General features: G+C 57.7%; 23 protein-coding genes. 14 read left to right on the forward strand and 9 right to left on the reverse strand.

Features of this window, described 5'->3' with window-relative positions; translation table 11 throughout:
- Window positions 1-19 precede the first annotated feature (19 nt).
- Entirely contained in the window at window positions 20-583 is a 564-nt protein-coding gene (locus tag A1WC_RS17660; RefSeq protein ID WP_012542353.1) for a TetR/AcrR family transcriptional regulator, read from the forward strand.
- 179 nt (window positions 584-762) lie between these two features.
- Here A1WC_RS17660 and A1WC_RS17655 read toward each other — a convergent pair whose 3' ends face one another.
- Window positions 763-2,448 (reverse strand): aspartate:alanine antiporter, encoded by a 1,686-nt coding sequence (locus tag A1WC_RS17655; RefSeq protein WP_008805810.1) that lies wholly within the window; start codon window positions 2,446-2,448, stop codon window positions 763-765.
- A 267-nt stretch (window positions 2,449-2,715) separates the two neighbouring features.
- On the opposite strand from A1WC_RS17655, the gene ybjM reads away from it, so the two are divergent.
- Window positions 2,716-3,099: an inner membrane protein YbjM gene (gene ybjM / locus A1WC_RS17650; RefSeq protein WP_008805811.1), complete on the forward strand. Its 384-nt coding sequence runs from the start codon at window positions 2,716-2,718 to the stop codon at window positions 3,097-3,099.
- A gap of 6 nt (window positions 3,100-3,105) precedes the next feature.
- On the opposite strand, the gene A1WC_RS17645 is transcribed toward ybjM, so the two are convergent.
- Entirely contained in the window at window positions 3,106-3,369 is a 264-nt protein-coding gene (locus tag A1WC_RS17645; RefSeq protein WP_002896352.1) for a GrxA family glutaredoxin, read from the reverse strand.
- A 202-nt stretch (window positions 3,370-3,571) separates the two neighbouring features.
- Here A1WC_RS17645 and A1WC_RS17640 point away from each other — a divergent pair, with 202 nt between their 5' ends.
- The 12 genes from A1WC_RS17640 to A1WC_RS17585 all read left to right on the forward strand — a co-directional run bounded on the left by A1WC_RS17640 (window position 3,572) and on the right by A1WC_RS17585 (window position 14,693).
- Window positions 3,572-3,859: a YbjC family protein gene (locus A1WC_RS17640; RefSeq protein ID WP_008805812.1), complete on the forward strand. Its 288-nt coding sequence runs from the start codon at window positions 3,572-3,574 to the stop codon at window positions 3,857-3,859.
- Window positions 3,843-4,565, forward strand: coding sequence for a nitroreductase NfsA (gene nfsA / locus A1WC_RS17635; protein WP_016160548.1), 723 nt, complete (start codon window positions 3,843-3,845; stop codon window positions 4,563-4,565). The genes A1WC_RS17640 and nfsA overlap by 17 nt, the downstream gene beginning before the upstream one ends.
- 114 nt (window positions 4,566-4,679) lie before the next feature.
- Window positions 4,680-5,582, forward strand: a complete 903-nt coding sequence (rimK, locus tag A1WC_RS17630) for a 30S ribosomal protein S6--L-glutamate ligase (protein WP_012542349.1) — start codon at window positions 4,680-4,682, stop codon at window positions 5,580-5,582.
- 88 nt (window positions 5,583-5,670) lie between these two features.
- Window positions 5,671-6,150, forward strand: a complete 480-nt coding sequence (locus A1WC_RS17625; protein WP_002896365.1) for a YbjN domain-containing protein — start codon at window positions 5,671-5,673, stop codon at window positions 6,148-6,150.
- Between the two features lie 348 nt (window positions 6,151-6,498).
- Window positions 6,499-7,611: a spermidine/putrescine ABC transporter substrate-binding protein PotF gene (gene potF / locus A1WC_RS17620; protein ID WP_002896368.1), complete on the forward strand. Its 1,113-nt coding sequence runs from the start codon at window positions 6,499-6,501 to the stop codon at window positions 7,609-7,611.
- Window positions 7,612-7,774: 163 nt separating this feature from the next.
- Window positions 7,775-8,908 (forward strand): putrescine ABC transporter ATP-binding subunit PotG, encoded by a 1,134-nt coding sequence (gene potG / locus A1WC_RS17615; protein WP_012542348.1) that lies wholly within the window; start codon window positions 7,775-7,777, stop codon window positions 8,906-8,908.
- Between the two features lie 10 nt (window positions 8,909-8,918).
- Entirely contained in the window at window positions 8,919-9,872 is a 954-nt protein-coding gene (gene potH, locus A1WC_RS17610) for a putrescine ABC transporter permease PotH (protein WP_008805816.1), read from the forward strand.
- Entirely contained in the window at window positions 9,869-10,714 is an 846-nt protein-coding gene (potI, locus tag A1WC_RS17605; protein ID WP_002896372.1) for a putrescine ABC transporter permease PotI, read from the forward strand. The genes potH and potI overlap by 4 nt, the downstream gene beginning before the upstream one ends.
- 57 nt (window positions 10,715-10,771) lie before the next feature.
- A complete protein-coding gene (locus A1WC_RS17600; protein ID WP_008805817.1) occupies window positions 10,772-11,260 on the forward strand; it encodes a YbjO family protein in 489 nt (162 codons plus the stop codon).
- A gap of 41 nt (window positions 11,261-11,301) precedes the next feature.
- On the forward strand, window positions 11,302-12,429 hold the full coding sequence (gene rlmC / locus A1WC_RS17595) for a 23S rRNA (uracil(747)-C(5))-methyltransferase RlmC (RefSeq protein ID WP_016160549.1): 1,128 nt from the start codon (window positions 11,302-11,304) through the stop codon (window positions 12,427-12,429).
- A 78-nt stretch (window positions 12,430-12,507) separates the two neighbouring features.
- Window positions 12,508-13,224, forward strand: coding sequence for a response regulator transcription factor (locus A1WC_RS17590; protein WP_012542345.1), 717 nt, complete (start codon window positions 12,508-12,510; stop codon window positions 13,222-13,224).
- Window positions 13,221-14,693, forward strand: a complete 1,473-nt coding sequence (locus A1WC_RS17585) for a sensor histidine kinase (RefSeq protein WP_016160550.1) — start codon at window positions 13,221-13,223, stop codon at window positions 14,691-14,693. The genes A1WC_RS17590 and A1WC_RS17585 overlap by 4 nt, the downstream gene beginning before the upstream one ends.
- Window positions 14,694-14,776: 83 nt before the next feature.
- Here the strand turns inward: A1WC_RS17585 and artJ are convergent, their stop codons facing one another.
- From artJ to yahO, 7 genes are all read right to left on the reverse strand, one after another.
- A complete protein-coding gene (gene artJ / locus A1WC_RS17580; protein WP_008805821.1) occupies window positions 14,777-15,508 on the reverse strand; it encodes an arginine ABC transporter substrate-binding protein ArtJ in 732 nt (243 codons plus the stop codon).
- Between the two features lie 184 nt (window positions 15,509-15,692).
- On the reverse strand, window positions 15,693-16,361 hold the full coding sequence (artM, locus tag A1WC_RS17575; protein ID WP_008805822.1) for an arginine ABC transporter permease ArtM: 669 nt from the start codon (window positions 16,359-16,361) through the stop codon (window positions 15,693-15,695).
- Window positions 16,361-17,077 carry an arginine ABC transporter permease ArtQ gene (gene artQ / locus A1WC_RS17570; RefSeq protein WP_002896386.1) on the reverse strand — a complete coding sequence of 239 codons (717 nt, stop codon included), beginning with the start codon at window positions 17,075-17,077 and terminating at the stop codon, window positions 16,361-16,363. The genes artM and artQ overlap by 1 nt, the downstream gene beginning before the upstream one ends.
- 6 nt (window positions 17,078-17,083) lie before the next feature.
- A complete protein-coding gene (gene artI / locus A1WC_RS17565; protein ID WP_002896390.1) occupies window positions 17,084-17,815 on the reverse strand; it encodes an arginine ABC transporter substrate-binding protein ArtI in 732 nt (243 codons plus the stop codon).
- 20 nt (window positions 17,816-17,835) lie between these two features.
- Window positions 17,836-18,564: an arginine ABC transporter ATP-binding protein ArtP gene (gene artP, locus A1WC_RS17560; RefSeq protein WP_012968630.1), complete on the reverse strand. Its 729-nt coding sequence runs from the start codon at window positions 18,562-18,564 to the stop codon at window positions 17,836-17,838.
- A 226-nt stretch (window positions 18,565-18,790) separates the two neighbouring features.
- Window positions 18,791-19,306: a lipoprotein gene (locus A1WC_RS17555; RefSeq protein ID WP_012968629.1), complete on the reverse strand. Its 516-nt coding sequence runs from the start codon at window positions 19,304-19,306 to the stop codon at window positions 18,791-18,793.
- A gap of 254 nt (window positions 19,307-19,560) precedes the next feature.
- Complete coding sequence (yahO, locus tag A1WC_RS17550) at window positions 19,561-19,833, reverse strand: DUF1471 family periplasmic protein YahO (protein WP_008805825.1); 273 nt, start codon at window positions 19,831-19,833, stop codon at window positions 19,561-19,563.
- Window positions 19,834-20,180 lie beyond the last annotated feature (347 nt).

The raw sequence follows: 20,180 nt of genomic DNA on the forward strand, positions 1-20,180 counted from the left end.
AAACCGGAAGAGGAAAATCATGGCCCGTAGACCGAACGATCCGCAGCGCCGCGAGCGCATCCTGCAGGCGACGCTGGACACCATCGCGGCGCACGGCGTCCAGGCGGTGACGCACCGCAAAATCGCCCTCTGCGCGAATGTGCCGCTGGGGTCGTTGACCTATTATTTCAGCGGTATCGAGGCGCTGGTTGAGGAGGCGTTCAGCCTGTTTACCGCCGAGATGTCGGCGCAGTATCAGCAATGCTTTGCCGGGGTAACGAACCGGGAACAAGCCTGCGATGCCATCGCGGAGCTGATCTTCAGCGCCCAGGTGACCACGGCGCGCAATATGGAGCTGATGTATCAGCTGTACGCGTTCTGCAGCAGTCAGCCGGCGCTAAAGGGGGTGATGCAGAACTGGATGCGGCGCAGCCAGCAGACGCTGGAGCAATGGTTCGCCCCCGATACCGCCCGCGGCCTCGACGCCTTTATTGAAGGAATGACCTTGCACTTTGTCACCGACCGCGCGCCGCTGTCGAAGGCGGCAATCCGGCTGCTGGTTGGGCAGCTGGCGGGGGAGAGGGCGCAGGAAGAGGGGCGCTGAGGCGGTGCGAGACATGCGTGAGGGATAAATTCAGGCAACAAAAAACCCATCAACCTTGAACCGAAGTGGCGGGGTTGATGGGCTCCACAAAATGGGGACATCAAAGAAAAGCAGTGGCATTACTTATGACTGATGCCCTGAGAAAAAGTTCTGCCTGTGACGGCTTTTTTCTCAAAAATTTATTGTAGCCCTGGCCAGATGATCACGATGAGCGTCCCGGCAAGGGTAAGCAGCACGTTGGCGATGGCGTAGGTGCCTGCGTAGCCGAGCGCCGGAATGTTGCTGCGCGCGGTATCGCTGATGATCTCCATTGCCGGGGCGCAGGTGCGGGCGCCCATCATGGCGCCAAACAGCATCGCCCGGTTCATGCGCAGCACATAGGCGCCGAACAGGAAGCAGATCACCACCGGCAACAGGCTGACAATAAGCCCTGCCGCCAGCATCTGACCGCCGACGGCGCCCAGACCGTTATTGATCCCGGCCCCGGCGCTGAGTCCGACCCCGGCCATAAACACCATCAGGCCAAACTCTTTCACCATGTTCAGCGCTCCCTGCGGGATATAGCCGAAGGTTGGGTGGTTGGCGCGCAGGAAGCCAAGCATAATGCCGGCGAACAGCAGGCCGGCGGCGTTGCCGATGCCGAAGCTAAAAGAGCTGAACTGGAAGGTGATCATGCCGATCATCAGGCCGACGATAAAGAAGGCGCAGAAGGCCAGCAGGTCGGTCACCTGGCTGTGAATGGAGATGAAGCCGATGCGGTCGGCCACGGTTTTTACGCGGCGGGCGTCGCCGCTGACCTGCAGCACGTCGCCTTTGTTCAGCACCACGTTATCGTCGATAGGCATTTCAATCTGGCTGCGGATCACCCGGTTTAAGAAGCAGCCGTGGTCGGTGAGTTTCAGCTGCGCCAGGCGGCGGCCGACGGCGTTGTGATTTTTGACCACAATCTCTTCGGTGACGATGCGCATGTCGAGCAGATCGCGGTCGAATACCTCTTTGCCGTTACGGAAGCTCGGGTCGAGGCGGGCGTGCGCGTCCGGATAGCCCACCAGCGCAATATCGTCGCCCATCTGCAGCACCGCGTCGCCGTCCGGGTTGGCCAGAATGCCGTTGCGGCGGATGCGTTCGATATAGCAGCCGGTCTGGCGATAAATCCCCAGTTCGCGCAGATTTTTGCCATCCGCCCAGGCCACCAGCTCCGGGCCAACGCGGTAGGCGCGGATCACCGGCAGGTACACTTTACGTTTTGAATCGGTATCGAGGCCGCGCTCGCGGGCGATTTGTTGGGCGCTGGTCTGCAGATCCTGATGCTGCAGCTTGGGCATATAGCGGGCGCCGACGATCAGACTCACCAGGCCGACCAGGTAGGTCAGGGCATAGCCGAGGCTCAGATGGTCAAGCGACTGCGCCAGCTGATCGCTGGGCAGGCCGAAATGGCGCAGGGTGTCGCCCGCGCCCACCAGCACCGGGGTGGAGGTCATGGCGCCCGCCAGCATACCAGCGGTAAGACCAATATCCCAGCCGAACACTTTGCCCAGCACGGTGGCGATCAGCATCGCGCTGCCGACCATCACCAGCGCCAGCATCAGGTAGTTTTTGCCGTCGCGGAAAAAAATGGAAAAAAAGTTGGGCCCGGCTTCCACGCCGACGCAAAAAATAAACAGCATAAAGCCGAGATTAAGGGCATCAGTGTTAATCGCGAAATGCTGTTGACCTAATAAGAGAGAAACGACTAAAACGCCAATGGAATTACCAAGTTGTACTGAGCCGAGACGCAGTTTTCCCAGGCATAGTCCTAATGCAAGTACAACGAATAATAACAGGATGTAATTCCCGTTTAACAAATCTGCGACGTTTATATTCACGAAAGCCAACTTCTCATTTACTAGTAAGTTGTTGAAGGAAATGGTTATTTGGTCTAAGGTTGCTCAGGCGTTCGCGTTGTGGCGAACCTATTCTGGCACCCTGTTATAACCAGCAAAAATATACCCGCTAGTTTAATCCTTCCTGGATGCGGCGGCTAGTGACAATCGTTTTTAGGCTGGTTGGGGAGTTATTGGCATGGATTGCCGAAATGCTTTATCTGACTGGGCGACGTGGACGTGAGTTAGAGGCAACATCAGGAGGATACGGTGAAGTCTGAGCGTAGTTGGGCCGGTATTATCTGCGGCTTCGTTCTGTTCATTGTGGTGTGCTTATCGCTGCTATTACATATGAAAGGGGCCTTTCGCGCCAGCGGCAACCCGGAGCTGGGCCTGCTCTTCTTTTTGTTGCCAGGGGCGGCGGCGAGCTGCCTCTCTCCCGGACAGCGGGTACTGCGTCCTTTGCTGGGTGCGATGCTGGCGGCGCCGGTCTGTATGGTGACGATGCGGCTGTTCTTCGTGACGCACAGAACGTTCTGGCAGGAGATGGCGTGGGTACTGAGCGCGGTGTTCTGGTGCGCGCTCGGGGCGTTGTGCTTTTTGTTTATCTGCGCCTGGCTTGATACCTGGCGCAGTCACTCATCGAGCAAATAAATTGGCTCAGGCAAACAGTCCGAGGTTCTCTTTCGCCCAGGCTTCGAAATCGGTGCAACCGCCGATGTGTTTCTGGTCGACGAAGATCTGCGGCACGGTTTCAACCGGTTTGCCGACGGTCTTTTCCAGGTCAGCTTTGCTGATGCCTTCGGCGTGAATATCCACGTAACGGTAGTTAAAGTCATCACGCTCGTTGGTCAGTTTTTCTGCCAGCTCTTTGGCGCGAACGCAGTAAGGGCAGCCTGGACGACCAAAAATAACGGTAAACATTGCTTCTCTCCTTAAACCTCAGCCGGATGGCGAATGGCGCTTATGATGCCTGCATTGACCGGTGAGGGAAAGAAGGTTCTGCCTTTTGCTTCGATGGTTTACGGCTATGTTTGATAAATGTCGTACTATCAAAACCCGTATACTGACCCGGCGGCGTAGTGAGATTGTCTGATGCGCCGCGCTTATCAACCGGAGAGGTGTGATGCGAAAATTTGCCCCGTTGCCGAAAAGCATTCTGCTGGTTGAGATCCTCGGGATGGGGCTGTTAACCCTCGCCTGGCTCTCGCTTAACCAGTATGTCCAGCTGCCTGCGCCCATTGCCAGCCCGACCGCGGCGCTGGTGATGCTCTTTGCCGGGATCGTGCTGATGATCCCCGCCGCCATCGTCGTTATGTGGCGGATGGCGCAGATCGTGGCCCCGCAGTTAACGCACTCTCCAAAGCCTGAATCCTTGTCTGACAGAGAAAAACGTAATGACGCCGACCATTGAGCTGCTGCGCAGCCACCGTTCCATCCGCCACTTCACCGATGCCCCCGTGAGCGACGAACAGCGCGCAGAAATTATCGCCAGCGCGCAAGCGGCATCTACCTCGAGTTTTTTACAATGCACCTCCATCATCCGTATTACCGACCCGGCGCTGCGTGAGCAACTGGTCCCGCTGACCGGCGGCCAGCAGCACGTCGCCCAGGCGGCGGAGTTTTGGGTCTTCTGCGCCGACTTTAACCGCCACCTGCAGATTTGCCCACAGGCGCAGCTGGGGCTGGCTGAACAGCTGCTGATCGGCGTCGTCGATACGGCGCTGCTGGCGCAAAACGCGCTGATTGCCGCCGAGTCCCTCGGGCTGGGCGGCGTCTATATCGGCGGGTTGCGTAATAGCATCGAGGCGGTGACTGAGCTGCTGGCGCTGCCGCAGCACGTCCTGCCGCTGTTCGGTCTTTGCCTTGGCTGGCCGGCGGATAACCCGGACATCAAGCCGCGGATGCCGGCCGCCATGCTGGTGCATGAGAACCGCTATCAGCCGCTGGATAACGCGCTGCTGGCGGACTATGACGACCAGCTGGCGCACTATTATCTGTCGCGCGGCAGCAACGCCCGCCGCGATACCTGGAGCGATCATATCCGTCGCACTATCGTGAAAGAGAGTCGTCCGTTTATTCTCGACTATCTGCATAAGCAGGGGTGGGCAACACGCTGATTACGTGTACACTGCTGCTCCGGCCAGGTGATCTCCGCCGCCGGCCGCAGGAAAGGTGAAAGTGTGTTCGATAGCTGAGGCCCGCCAGAGCGGGTCTTTTTGCAGAGGTGCAGGATGAAAATTGCCATATTATCCCGGGATGGAACGCTTTATTCATGTCGACGCCTGCGCGAAGCGGCGCAACAGCGCGGGCATCAGGTCGAGATCCTCGATCCGCTTTCCTGCTATATGAATGTCAGTCCGGTGGCGTCGTCCATCCACTACAAAGGGCGTCAGCTACCGCATTTTGATGCGGTGATCCCGCGGATTGGCTCGGCGATCACCTACTATGGCACCGCGGCTTTGCGTCAGTTTGAACTATTGGGAAGCTATCCGCTGAATGAGTCGGTCGCCATCACCCGCGCTCGCGATAAGCTGCGCTCGCTGCAGCTGCTGGCGCGCCAGGGTATCGATTTGCCGCTGACCGGCATCGCTCACTCCCCGGATGACACCAGCGACCTGATCGCCATGGTGGGCGGGGCACCGCTGGTGGTGAAGCTGGTGGAAGGCACCCAGGGGATCGGCGTGGTGCTGGCGGAGACCCGTCAGGCGGCGGAGAGCGTGATCGACGCCTTTCGCGGGCTGAATGCGCATATTCTGGTGCAGGAATATATTGCCGAGGCGAAAGGCTGCGATATTCGCTGCCTGGTGGTCGGCAATGAGGTGGTGGCGGCGATCGAACGGCGGGCTAAAGAGGGCGACTTTCGTTCTAACCTGCACCGCGGCGGCATGGCCACGGTGGCGCAGATTAGCGACGAGGAGCGGGCGATTGCCATCAAGGCGACGCAAACCCTTGGGCTCGATGTCGCCGGTGTCGATATTTTACGCGCCACCCGCGGGCCGCTGGTGATGGAGGTGAATGCCTCGCCGGGGCTGGAAGGGGTGGAAACCACCACCGGCGTGGACATCGCCAGCCGGATGATCGCCTGGATCGAGCGCCAGGCGACGCCGGAATTCTGTTTGAAAATAGGCGGCTAGCCGCTGGATGCAAGTCTGTCATGGTATGCGGCGCTTTTTTTGCGTAAGCTATGGCGTCGTTTTTTCATTGTAAGGGGTCACAGGCACTATGGATTCACTGGTCGTTCCAGGTCTGGATACGCTACGCCGCTGGCTGGATGAGATCGGCATCAGCTTTTTTGAGTGCGATTCCTGCCAGGCATTGCATCTGCCGCATATGCAGAATTTCGACGGTATTTTTGATGCCAAAATTGACCTGGTAGACAACGTGGTGCTCTTTTCCGCCCTCGCGGAGGTGAAGCCGTCCGCTCTGCTGGCGCTGTCGGCGGATCTCTCGGCTATCAACGCCAGTTCGTTAACTGTGAAGGCGTTTATCGATATTCAGGACGATAACTTGCCCAAGCTGGTGGTCTGTCAGTCGTTGTCTATCGGCCCGGGGGTGACCATGGAGCAGTTCGCCTGGTTCTTCCGCCAAAGCGAAGAGCAGATCTCGATGGTTATCCTCGAAGCGGGCGCCAACCAGCTGCTGTACAAAGGCGAAGAAGAAGAGCCCGCGGCGGAAAACGTGCAATACCATTTTCTTCACTAAACCTGCCTAAAATTAGCGCAGCCACTACCGCAGCGGCTGCGTATTACCCGCTTTTATTCTGCGTTTATCCTTCTCTTAAAGCATTATTCACCGCCATTCAGGCCGTTTTGGCTTATCACGTAGACCGTTATTGCATAAAAATTTGATAAAAGGCGTTTTTTTACCTGGGCTATAGCCTCTTATTCTGGCTACAGTTATTCTGGCGATGCTTCCAGTTGCGAGCAACCACTCCGGGAGAGATCCGCTCTCCTTTTCTCAGGCAATGAAAAAATATGCATGATTCTTGCATGCGTTGAAATGCGTATATTTGAGCCCGTAAATTAACGGGCGTTGAGAAGGATAAGAGATATGACCGCCTTTGGTAAAAAATGGTTAACAGGTCTGGTTACGGGTGCGCTGATGGCCGTCTCTGCCGGTTCGCTCGCCGCCGAACAAAAAACCCTGCATGTTTATAACTGGTCTGATTATATTGCGCCGGACACGGTAGCGAATTTTGAAAAAGAGACCGGGATTAAAGTCGTGTATGACGTTTTTGATTCCAACGAAGTACTGGAAGGCAAATTAATGGCCGGCAGCACCGGTTTCGACCTGGTGGTACCGTCGGCAAGCTTCCTTGAGCGCCAGCTGGCGGCGGGCGTGTTCCAGCCGCTGGACAAGAGCAAGCTGCCCAACTGGAAGAACCTTGATCCCGAAGTGTTGAAGCTGGTCGCCAAGCATGACCCTGAGAATAAATACGCCATGCCTTACCTGTGGGCGACGACGGGCATTGGCTACAACGTGGATAAGGTGAAAGCCGTCCTCGGTAAAGATGCGCCGGTGGACAGCTGGGATCTGGTGCTGAAGCCGGAGAACCTTGAAAAACTGAAAAGCTGCGGCGTCTCCTTCCTCGACGCGCCGGAAGAGATTTTCGCCACCGTGCTGAACTACCTCGGCAAGGATCCGAACAGCAGCAAAGCGGATGATTACACCGGCCCGGCGACCGATCTGCTGCTGAAGCTGCGGCCGAACATTCGCTACTTCCACTCTTCGCAATATATTAATGACCTTGCCAACGGCGACATCTGCGTGGCGATCGGCTGGGCAGGGGATGTCTGGCAGGCGGCCAACCGCGCGAAAGAGGCGAAGAACGGCGTTAACGTCTCCTACTTTATTCCGAAAGAAGGCGCGCTGGCGTTCTTTGATGTCTTTGCCATGCCGGCCGACGCCAAGAATAAAGATGAAGCCTATCAGTTCCTTAACTATCTGATGCGCCCGGATGTGATCGCTAAAATCAGCGACCAGGTGTTCTACGCCAACGGCAACAAGGCCTCCACACCGCTGGTCAGCGAGACGATCCGTAACAACCCGGCGATTTATCCGCCAGCGGATGTGTTCGCCAAACTGTTCACGCTGAAGGTGCAGGATCCGAAGATTGACCGCGTGCGCACTCGCGCGTGGACCAAAGTGAAGAGCGGCAAATAATCTCTGACGGCCCGTCGAACACGGGCCGAATCAGATCTGCACTCGCCGGGAAATGGCAGCGCGCCCGGCGAGCAGAAGCACCAGGATGGTGCAATTGCACTGTTAAGCACGAAGTATGGCACCGGACCATATGGTGATCGTTTTTTTGCCGGAGAGCACCCGATTGAACGACGTAATGCCCCGCCCACAGGCGAAAGCCCCCAAAGCGCTGACCCCGCTACTGGAAATCCGTAACTTAACCAAGTCGTTCGATGGCCAGCACGCGGTCGACGACGTCAGTCTCACTATCTATAAAGGCGAAATTTTTGCTCTGCTAGGCGCATCAGGCTGCGGGAAATCGACCCTGCTGCGTATGCTGGCGGGCTTTGAACAACCGACCGCCGGGCAGATTATGCTCGACGGCGTGGATCTGGCGCGCGTGCCGCCCTATCAGCGGCCTATCAATATGATGTTCCAGTCCTACGCCCTGTTTCCCCATATGACCGTTGAGCAGAATATCGCCTTCGGTCTGAAGCAGGATCGTCTGCCTAAGGCGGAAATCACCGCCCGGGTGCAGGAGATGCTGGCTCTGGTGCATATGCAGGAATATGCCAAACGCAAGCCGCACCAGCTCTCTGGCGGCCAGCGCCAGCGCGTCGCGCTGGCGCGTAGCCTGGCGAAACGGCCGAAGCTGCTGCTGCTCGATGAGCCGATGGGCGCGCTGGACAAAAAGCTGCGCGATCGCATGCAGCTGGAGGTGGTGGATATCCTTGAACGCGTTGGCGTGACCTGCGTAATGGTGACCCACGACCAGGAAGAGGCGATGACCATGGCGGGCCGTATCGCCATCATGAACCGCGGCAAGTTTGTGCAGATTGGCGAACCGGAAGAGATTTACGAGCACCCGACCACCCGCTATAGCGCCGAGTTCATCGGCTCGGTGAACGTCTTTGAAGGGCTGGTGAAGGAGCGTCTGGAGGATGGCCTGGTGTTGAGTTCGCCAGGACTGGTGCACCCGCTGAAGGTCGACCCCGACGCGTCGGTGGTGGACAACGTGCCGGTCTGGGTGGCGCTGCGCCCGGAGAAGATCATGCTGTGCGATGAACCACCGGCGGACGGCTACAATTTTGCCGTCGGCGAGGTGATTCATATCGCCTATCTCGGGGATCTCTCTATCTATCATGTGCGCCTGCAAAGCGGGCAGATGATCAGCGCCCAGTTGCAGAATGAACACCGCCATCGGAAAGGAACGCCCACCTGGGGTGACGAGGTGCGTTTATGCTGGGATGCGGATAGCTGCGTAGTGCTGACGGTGTAAGGAGAGGGCGATGAGTACCGTTGAATCCCCGTCAGGGGCGAAAAAACCGGGCGGCTTCGGGCTGTGGGCGGCGCGCCTGCAGATGGCGCATGGCCGCAAGCTGGTGATTGCGCTGCCCTATCTGTGGCTGATCCTGTTGTTCATGCTGCCGTTCCTGATCGTGTTCAAGATAAGTCTTGCCGAGATGGCGCGGGCGATCCCTCCCTACACCGAGCTGATGGAGTGGGCGGATGGCCAGCTGACGCTGACCCTCAACTTTGCCAACTTCCTGCAGTTGACTGACGATCCGCTCTATTTCGAAGCTTATCTCCAGTCGCTGCAGGTGGCGGGCATATCGACGATCTGCTGCCTGCTGCTGGGCTATCCGCTGGCCTGGGCGGTGGCGCACAGCAAGCCGTCGACGCGCAATATTCTGCTGCTGCTGGTGATCCTGCCGTCGTGGACGTCATTCTTAATCCGCGTTTATGCCTGGATGGGGCTGCTGAAAAGCAACGGCGTGTTGAATAACTTCCTGCTGTGGTTAGGGGTTATCGATCAGCCGCTGGAGATCCTGCACACCAACCTGGCGGTGTATATCGGTATTGTGTATGCCTATCTGCCGTTTATGGTGCTGCCGATCTACACCGCGCTGACCCGCATCGACTATTCGCTGGTGGAGGCCTCGCTGGATCTCGGCGCCCGGCCGCTGAAGACCTTCTTCCAGGTGATCGTCCCGCTCACCAAAGGCGGCATTATTGCCGGTTCGATGCTGGTGTTTATCCCGGCGGTGGGGGAGTTCGTGATCCCGGAACTGCTGGGCGGGCCGGACAGCATTATGATTGGCCGCGTGCTGTGGCAGGAGTTCTTTAACAACCGCGACTGGCCGGTCGCCTCGGCGGTGGCGATTGTCATGCTGCTGCTGCTGATCGTGCCGATCATGTGGTTCCACAAGCACCAGCAAAAACAGATGGGAGAGCAGGGATGAACGACTTGCCGGTAGTACGCTCGCCGTGGCGCATTCTGATCCTCGTGCTTGGGTTCACCTTCCTCTATGCCCCGATGCTGATGCTGGTGATCTACTCGTTCAACAGCTCGAAGCTGGTAACGGTCTGGGCCGGATGGTCGACGCGCTGGTATAGCGAACTGTTCCACGATGATGCGATGATGAGCGCGGTAGGGCTGAGCCTGACCATCGCCGCCTGCGCGGCGACGGCGGCGGCGATCCTCGGTACCATCGCCGCGGTGGTGATGGTGCGCTTTGGACGCTTTCGCGGGTCTAATGGCTTCGCATTTATGATCACCGCGCCGCTGGTTATGCCGGACGTGATCACCGGTCTCTCGCTGCTGCTGCTGTTCGTGGCGCTGGGACATGCCATTGGCTGGCCGTCGGATCGCGGGATGTTGACCATCTGGCTGGCGCACGTCACCTTCTGTACCGCCTATGTGGCGGTGGTGATCTCCTCGCGGCTGCGTGAACTGGACCACTCGATCGAAGAGGCGGCGATGGATCTGGGCGCCGCGCCGCTGAAGGTCTTTTTCGTCATCACGCTGCCGATGATTATGCCAGCGGTGATCTCCGGCTGGCTGCTGGCGTTCACGCTGTCGCTGGATGACCTGGTGATCGCCAGCTTTGTCTCCGGTCCCGGGGCCACGACGTTACCGATGCTGGTCTTCTCCAGCGTGCGTATGGGGGTCAACCCGGAGATTAACGCCCTGGCGACGCTCATCCTTGGCGTGGTCGGTATTGTTGGTTTTATCGCCTGGTATTTGATGGCCCGCGCAGAAAAGCAGCGAGTGCGCGATATCCAGCGTGCAAGACAAGGCTGAACCACCTAAAATCGGTACAGCAGCCTCCGGTCGGCGCCACCCTGTGGCGCCGTTTTCATGGAAGACATTACGTTGGGATTGTTTACGAAAACTCGCTCATCGCATGCCCGCCTTAACGTCCCTGCGCTGGTGCAGGTGGCGGCCTTTGCTATTATTTTGATCCGCGCTCTGGACCTGCTGATGATCCTCAATCTGTTGGGTCTGCAGGGGCTGAACGAATTCATACACCGCAGCGTCCAGACCTGGAACCTGACGCTGGTCTTCCTCGGCAGCCTGGCGCTGGTATTTGTCGAAATCTGGTGCGCCTTCTCGCTGGTGAAAGGGCGCAACTGGGCGCGCTGGGTCTATCTGCTGACGCAGATTATCGCCGCCGGCTACCTGTGGGCGGCGTCGCTGGGCTACGGGTATCCGGAACTGTTCAGCATTCCCGGCGAATCCAAACGGGAGATCTTCCACTCGCTGGTGATGCAAAAACTGCCGGATCTGCTGGTTCTGACGCTGCTGTTTGTGCCGGCGAACTGCCGTCGGTTTTTCCGCCTGCAATAACGGTGATACAATCCCCGCCCCTGGATTTTTGAAGGTCAATTATGCATTGCGCACTCTACGACGCCGGCCGCTGCCGCTCCTGTCAATGGCTGGAGCGGCCGGTCCCGCAACAGCTCGCCGATAAAATGGCCGATCTGCGCACGCTGCTGGCGGCGATCCCGGTCGCTGCCTGGGGCGAGCCGGTCAGCGGGCCAGAGACGGCCTTTCGTAACAAGGCCAAGATGGTGGTCAGCGGCAGCGTTGAGCGTCCGCTGCTGGGGATGCTGCATCGCGATGGCACCCCGGTGGATCTCACCGACTGCCCGCTCTATCCTTCATCGTTTGCGCCGGTGTTTGCCGTCCTGAAGCCCTTTATCGCCCGCGCCGGGTTAACCCCCTATAACGTCGCGCGCAAGCGCGGGGAGCTGAAATATCTGCTGCTAACCGCCAGCCAGCAGGGGGAGATGATGCTGCGCTTCGTACTGCGCTCAGAGGCCAAGCTGGCTCAGCTGCGCGCCGCGCTGCCGTGGCTGCAGGCGCAGCTCCCGCAGCTCAAGGTGATCACGGCGAATATCCAGCCGGTGCATATGGCAATCATGGAAGGCGAGCAGGAGATCTTCTTCACCGAACAGCAGGCGCTGGGGGAGGTCTTTAACGAGGTGCCGCTGTGGATCCGCCCGCAAAGTTTCTTTCAGACCAACCCGGCGGTAGCCAGTCGGCTGTATGCCACCGCCCGCGACTGGGTGCGCGCGCTGCCGGTCCAGCATATGTGGGATCTGTTTTGCGGCGTCGGGGGATTTGGCCTGCACTGCGCGACGCCGGCGATGCGCCTGACCGGTATCGAGATCGCTCCGGAAGCGATCGCCTGCGCCAGACAGTCAGCCGCGCAGCTGGGGCTCAGCAATCTGCATTTTCAGGCGCTGGACTCGACGCAGTTCGCCACTCATGAAGCGGATATCCCGCAGCTGGTGTTGGTCAACCCGCCGCGCCGCGGCATTGGCGCCGAACTGTGCGACTATTTAAGCCGCATGGCACCGCCCTATATCATCTATTCCAGCTGTAACGCTCGCACCATGGCGACCGATATTGCCCGTCTTCGCGGCTATCGCGTCGAGCGGGTCCAGCTGTTTGATATGTTCCCTCACACCGCGCACTACGAAGTGCTGACCCTGCTGGTCCGCGAAGTTTAAACAAAATGTGAAGGCTTTGCGCCGCTGAAATCAGGTAAGCTTGGCGCTGCATGTTTTGTTATTGGTGGGGGGAATCTAATGGCCAAAACCATTCTGCTGGTGGAAGATGACGAGGATATTGCCACGCTGCTGCGGCTCAATCTTCAGGATGAGGGCTATCAGATTGTGCATGAAGCCGACGGCGACCAGGCCCTTGTCCAGCTGGAAAAGCAGGTCTGGGATGCGGTGATCCTTGATTTGATGCTGCCTGGCGTCGATGGCCTGGAGATCTGCCGGCGTATCCGTCAGATGACCCGTTACCTGCCAGTAATTATCATCAGCGCTCGCACCAGCGAAATGCACCGCGTGCTGGGCCTGGAGATGGGCGCCGATGATTATCTGGCGAAGCCCTTTTCACTGCTGGAGCTTATCGCCCGCGTCAAAGCGCTGTTTCGTCGCCAGGAGGCGATGGGGCAGAACCTGCTGATGGACGCCGGGCGCCTGTCCTGCCATGGCCTGAGCATCGATCCGCTGTCGCGCGAAGTGAAGCTGCGCGGCGAGGTGGTGGACCTGACGCCGCGCGAATTCGATCTGCTCTATTACTTCGCCCGCCATCCCGGTGAGGTGTTTTCGCGGCTGGCGCTGCTGGAGCAGGTCTGGGGATATCAGCACGAGGGCTATGAGCACACGGTTAATACCCATATCAACCGCCTGCGCAGCAAAATCGAACGTGACCCGGCGGAGCCGGACATTATTCTTACCGTCTGGGGTAAAGGCTATAAATTCGCCCCGATGTCGCAAGAGGTCGCCCCGTGATCCGCCGCCTGAGCCTCAGCCAGCGGTTGGCGCTGGTGGTGGTCTCCCTGCTGATGCTGTGCGCGGCGGCGGTATGCGCCGTTCAGTTACACAGCAGCGCGCAGTATGGCAACGCCATGGTGCAGCGCCTCTCCGCCGGGCTGGCTCAGCAGATTGTCGCCCGCGAGCCGCTGCTGGACGCCCACGGCGGGGTCAACCGGCAAACCCTGAAGTCGTTGTTCGACCGCCTGATGACCTTTAACCCCAGCGTGGAGCTCTATCTGCTGTCGCCGGATGGCGACCTGCTGGCCGATGCGGCGCCGCCGGGACATATCCAGCGCCAGCGTATCGATATGGCGCCAGTGCAGGCTTTTCTCACCGGCAGTGCGTCGCCGGTGTATGGCGACGATCCACGTAGTCTCGACGGACGAAAAGTCTTCAGCGCCGCTCCGCTGCGCGTCGACGGGCAGCTGCGCGGCTACCTGTATATCATTTTGCAGGGAGAGACCTTTAATCAGCTGGCGGCCGACGCCTGGCAAAAAACGCTGTGGAGCATTGTTCTGTGGACGCTGCTGCTGGTGGCCCTGTTTGGCCTTCTGACAGGGGGGCTGGCATGGTTCTGGGTCACCCGGCCGGTCCGCCAGCTCACCGCCCAGGTCGCGGCGAGCGGCCAGGACAGCATCAGCGCCATCAAAACTCTGGCGGCCCGCACGCCGGAGCCCCTGCCTGGTAACGAGGTGGCGGTGCTCGAGAATCGCTTTATTGACCTTGCGCAGCAGATAGCCGGCCAGTGGGATCGGCTGGCCGACAGCGACCGCCAGCGCCGCGAATTTGTGGCCAATATCTCCCATGATTTGCGTACGCCGCTCACCTCGCTGCTGGGGTATCTGGAAACGCTGACGCTGAAGGATGAACGGCTGACCGCCGAGGAGCGCAGGCAATATCTCACCATCGCCCTGCGTCAGGGCAACAAAGTGCGCCATCTCTCGCAGCAGCTGTTTGAGCTGGCGCGACTGGAGCACGGGAGCATTAAGCCGCAGCGCGAGCGTTTTGCGATGGGGGAGCTGATCTCCGATGTCGCGCAGAAGTTTGAATTAACTGCCCGCACGCGCGAGGTGAACCTGCGTATTGATGTGCCGGGACCGCTGCCGCTGATTAACGCCGATGTGTCGATGATTGAGAGGGTGGTGACCAACCTGCTCGATAACGCGATGCGGCATACGCCCGTCGGCGGGGAGATCCGTCTGGCGGTCTGGCAGGAGGATCAACAGCTCCAGGTGGAAGTGGCCGACAACGGAACGGGCGTCGATGCCGCGCTGCGCGACGATCTGTTCCAGCGGCCGTCGGCGTTGTCTGCCCAGGCATCGCGGGAGGATCGCGGCGGGTTAGGGCTACTGATTGTGAAACGAATGCTGGAGTTGCACGGGGGCGGTATCAGACTGGTGGAGTCGGTAAGCGGGGCGCGGTTCAGGTTCTTCGTGCCACTTTAAGACATTGCCGGATGGCGGATACGCCTTACCCGGCTACGGGGAAAGAGTAGGCCGGGTAAGCGCAGTGCCACCCGGCAAAAAATTTACTCCGGGAACCACTGGTTGCTGATTTTCTGGTAGGTACCGTCGGCCTTAATCGCTTTCAGCGCGGCGTTCAGTTTCTCCAGCAGCGCCTTGTTATCCGGGCGCACGGCAATGCCGAGTCCGGTGCCGAAGTATTGCGGATCCGTCACTTTCGGCGTGGCTGCGCCCAACTGCGGGTTGGTTTTCAGCCACTCGTTGACCACTGCGGTATCGCCGAACACGCCGTCGATACGGCCATTTTTCAGATCGATAATCGCATTCTGGTAGCTGTCATAGGCGACGGTCTTCACCTCAGGATGTTTATCCTGCAGATATTTCTGGTGGGTGGTGCCGTTTTCCATGCCGATCCGTTTGCCTTTCAGGTCATCGAAGGAATGGAACGCGTCTTTTTTGGCGATCACCAGCGCCGAGTTGGCGTAGTACGGGTCGGTGAAGGCCACCTGCTTGCTGCGTTCCGGCGTAATATCCATTCCGGAAATCACCGCATCATATTTCTTGAACTTCAGTGCCGGGATCAGGCTGTCAAAAGCGTGGTTGGTAAAGGTACATTCTGCCTGCATTTGTTTGCACAGCGCTTTGGCCAGGTCGAGATCGAAACCAACAATCTGATTATTGGCATCCATCGATTCAAACGGCGGATAGGTTGCGGACACGCCGAAGCTGATTTTCTCTGCGGCGGCAGCGCCGAAGGTGAACGTGGTGAGCAGTGCAGCCAGAACTAACTTTTTCATCGTGGAACTCCCGTCTGTCAATCTTATGATTATTCGCCGTGTCTGCGGCATAGAGTGACAATGCCATTAAATGAATTTATATGCAATAAATATGATTAAATATTTTTAATGCCATAAAAAAAGACGGACAGGTGTTAGACTTGTCCGTCTTGTTGTCTGCTTTTTATGCAATAAGGCTCAGGCGCTAGTTACGTCGCTCGAAGGCCAGCGCTTTACGTTCCACCAGGCGCATCAGCAGCGTCAGCAGTCCGTTGACGATGAGATAGATAATCCCGGCGGCGCCGAACACCATCACGTCGTAGGTGCGTCCGTACAGCAGTTGGCCGTGGCCCATTACTTCCATCAGGGTGATGGTGTAGGCCAGAGAGGTACTCTTGAAAACCAGCACCACTTCGTTGGAATAGGACGACAGCGCACGCTTAAAGGCATACGGCAGCAGGATCGCCAGGGTATCCTTTTTACTCATCCCCAGTGCGCTGCACGACTGCCATTGCCCGTCGGGGATCGCCCGGATGGCGCCATAAAACAACTGAGTGGTGTAGGCGGCGCTGTTGAGCGACAGGGCGATCAGAGCGCACAGCCACGGTTCAGAGATAAGATGCCACAGCCACGGATAATCCTGCAGCGAAGGAAACTGTCCGGGGCCGTAGTAAATCAGGAAGATCTGCACCAGCAGCGGCGTACCGGTAAACAGGGTGATATAGCCGCGGACTATCCACACCAGCCCCGGCGTCTTCAGCGTCAGGATAATGGTAAAAATCAGCGACAGGATCAGCGCCACGATAATCGACGCCACGGTCAGCGTCAGGCTGGTATGAAGCCCTTTCAGCAGTTCGGGTAAGTAGTCGAGCATCAGCCTGGTCTCCGTTCGAAGCGCGTCGCACGCTGGTCAATCCGCTTAAGGATGTATTGACTCAACAGGGTGATGACGAGATAGATTGCCGCCGCAATGATATACCAGTTAAAGGGTTCCTGAGTGCGGGTGGCGATGCTTTTGGTCTGCAGCATCAGATCGTTGACGCTGATCAGGCTCACCAGCGCGGTGTCCTTCAGCAGCACCAGCCACTGGTTACCGAGGCCGGGCAGAGCATGGCGCCACATCTGCGGCATCACCAGACGGAAGAATATGGCCGCTTTCGACAGCCCCAGCGCCTGGCCGGACTCCCACTGGCCCTGCGGAACGGCTTTCAGCGCGCCGCGCAGCGTTTGCGAGGCGTAGGCGGCATACAGCAGCGACAGGGCGATCGCCCCGCAGAGGAACGGACTGACGTCAAAGTTCTCAATCTGCATCTGCACCGGGATCTGCGTGAACCCGAGCGGGATGGTGAAACCGTCAGAGAGCGTCAGCAGCAGCTGGGAAGAGCCGAAATAGATAAACAGCACCACCAGAATTTCCGGTAGTCCGCGCAGGATGGTCACAATGCCGGTTGCAAGCCAGGCTACCGGGCGCCATTTCACTGACTCCAGTACCGCAAAGAGCATCGCCAGGACCAGGCCGATGACGAGCGCGCAAACGGCAAGGCCGACGGTCATCCCGGCGGCGCTTGCTAATGGAAAAATTTCGTTCATTCAGTCTTACTTCTGGAACCATTTGTTATAGATGGTCTGGTAAGTGCCGTCTTTCTTCACTTTTTCCAGCGCAGCGTTAAATTTCTGCTGCAGGTCGGTGTTGCCCTGACGCACGGCAATGCCCAGCCCGGTGCCGAAATAGGCTTTGTCGGTCACTTTGTCGCCCACGGCCGCCAGCTTCGGATTGCTCTTCAGCCATTCGGTGACCACGGCGGTATCGCCAAAGACCGCGTCAATACGACCGTTCTGCAGGTCCAGCTTCGCATTCTGGTAGCTGTCGTAAGGAACGGTAGTAATTTCCGGATGTTTATCGGTGATGAATTTCTGGTGGGTGGTGCCGTTCTGCACGCCCACTTTTTTGCCCTTCAGCTGGTCAATGCTGGTGAACTTACCCTGCTGACCGACGAACAGCGCCGAGTTGTCATAATACGGGGTAGAGAACAGCACCTGCTTTTCACGCTCCGGCGTGATGTCCATCCCGGCCATGACCGCGTCGAAACGGCGGAATTTCAGTCCCGGGATCAGGCTGTCAAAGGCCTGGTTGGTGAAGGTACAGGTGGCGTCAATCTCTTTACACAGCGCATTCGCCAGATCGACATCGAAACCGACGATCTGGTTGTTGGCGTCCACCAGCTCAAACGGAGGGTAGGAGGCTTCGGTGGCGAAACGAATGGTCTGCGCGGCGGAAGCGGAGAGGCTCATGCCTGCGAGCAGGGCGGCAATCAGTACTTTTTTCATCGTCATTTCCCCGAAAAACATCAATGTGAAAGATAGTTTTTAAACGCGTCAGTTTGCGGATGCGTGAAGCAGGAGGCATCCCCTTGCTCGACGATATGGCCATTTTCCATATACACCACCCGGCTGGCCGTCTTGCGCGCCACTTCAACTTCGTGGGTGACGATAACCTGGGTGATGCCGGTTTCAGCCAGCTCGCGAATGATGCTGACGATCTGAGCCGTGATTTCCGGGTCAAGCGCCGCGGTAGGCTCATCGAACAGCAGGACCTGGGGCTCCATCATCAGCGCGCGGGCGATAGCCACACGCTGCTGCTGGCCGCCGGATAAATGCAGCGGGTAGCGATCGCTGTAAGGCTTCAGACGCAGACGCTCCAGCAGTTTCTCTGCGCGAGCCAGCGCCTGATCCTTGCTTAACCCCAGTACGCGGCAGGGGGCTTCGATCAGGTTCTGCTGTACCGTCAGGTGCGGCCACAGGTTGTATTGCTGGAAGACCATGCCGACGTTCTGACGCAGCTCGCGAATCGCTTTATCGGACGGCGCTTTGGTGAAGTCGAATTGGTTGCCGGCGATGGATAACGAACCGGACCGCGGCATCTCCAGCAGGTTGAGTACGCGCAGCAGCGAGCTCTTCCCGGCACCGCTGGGGCCGAGCAGCACCAGCGTTTCCCCCTGCGGGCAATCCAGCGTGATGTCGAACAGCGCCTGGTGTGCGCCGTAGAAGCAATTAATGCCGTTTAGTTTAATACTCATCTGGGCAGTCTGATACGAATAGCTATTGAGGCCGCAAATACTACCTTTGGCAGAATAGTTATGCAATATTTATGCGTTAAAAGTTAAATCTAAACCACGTTTAGCTTTAAAGTTAGCACAAAATATGGCCTGGTGGGTGAGGGGGGCGCAAATGTCGGCATTCCTGGGGCGAATACCGACATTTTACCGGGGTTATCGTTTCAGCGGGGTGGCTTCAACTCCGGAATCAGCGTTTCTCCAGACTCTGTCGCAGCGTCCCGGCTGGCGCATGGCTGTTGTTGCCGAGATAGCGGACGTCATCGACAGCCCAGCACTGGCCTTCCTGGATCATCAGCACTTCATCTTTCCAGCTCTGGGTGCCCTGTTTTAGTTCGACGCGCAGCGGAATATTGCGCGCATCACGGTTCGGGATGGTGGAGGCGCTGGCGACCACGGCGCTGTCTGCTGGGGTGCTGCTGCTGGAGAACGGGTTAGCCTGCAGCAGTTTGCTGTTGGCCGGATCCTGGCGGGCGTCATTGAGTAACTGCGCCAGCCCGTCGCTCAGATAGGGGCGCAGCGCCGCCGGATCCTGAGTGCGGTTCTGGATCTGAGTGTCATAGAATTTTTGCGCTACGTCGTCAGGGCCGCCTTCGACACAGGGGCCGCTGCGGGTACCATTATCTTTATAGGCCGGGGTGACGGTCGTACAGGCGCTGAGCGCCAGCGCGCAAGGGAGAAGTACAGCAAGAAGTTTGTAGCGCATGATGATTTCCTTATAAGCGAACTACGTTTTCAGTTTCCGTTAAAGCATAGCGTATAGCGTGCGGATTGTACTTGACGCAAAGAGCTAAGACCTTGATGTGACAACGGCCTTAAGGCAGGAAGTCGACAATGCGCATCACCGAATGATATTCAGGCAGGAAAAACCAGGCGCCGTTTAAAAATAAACAGACTTTTTGGGCAAACAAGAAACATTACCCGGACAATAGGATAATGTTTCTTGAGATATAAGATTAATTACTTCTTCTTATAGATGTTAGCGGAGACGTGCAGTTTTTTATCGGTATTACCGGAAGAGAGCACGATAACGTCCGCGCCTTTTTCATCGGCCTTTTTAATCAGCTCTTCACGGGCATCGCTCGGCGCAGTCTGGCCGGTAGAGGAAATGGTGCCGATTTTGGTATATTGCGTATGGACCTTATTAAAGGCTTCTTTCGTTAAAATCTCAGCGGAGAAGGCGTTCGCCGTTAAAAACAATGCTGCACCTGCCACTAAAGCTGCATATTTCATATTTTTAGACTCCATTGTTTATTTTGCTATCATCATGCTCTTGTTTTAACTCACCAATGAGCGATTTCAGATTGTACTAACGCCGCTTTTTTTTCAAGCAAAATACTGCAATTTTATGACGATTAGTTAACGCTTTTTTAAAGAAAAGATGACGAGGTTCTCATTGATAATGCTTGCTTTTTTTTGCGGAATGAACATTGAGGCGACGCAAGACCTTTTTTTACTGTGGTTAGCTGAAAATTAGCTGAGGCGCACGCAGGAGAAGGGGCCGGGACGCTGACAGACATTCCCGGTAACATGGTTTATCATATAGAACAGCAGGGGCTGCACCCATGGTCATGCAGGTC

The organism is Klebsiella sp. KTE92, from assembly GCF_000398905.1.
Classification (GTDB): domain Bacteria; phylum Pseudomonadota; class Gammaproteobacteria; order Enterobacterales; family Enterobacteriaceae; genus Klebsiella; species Klebsiella variicola.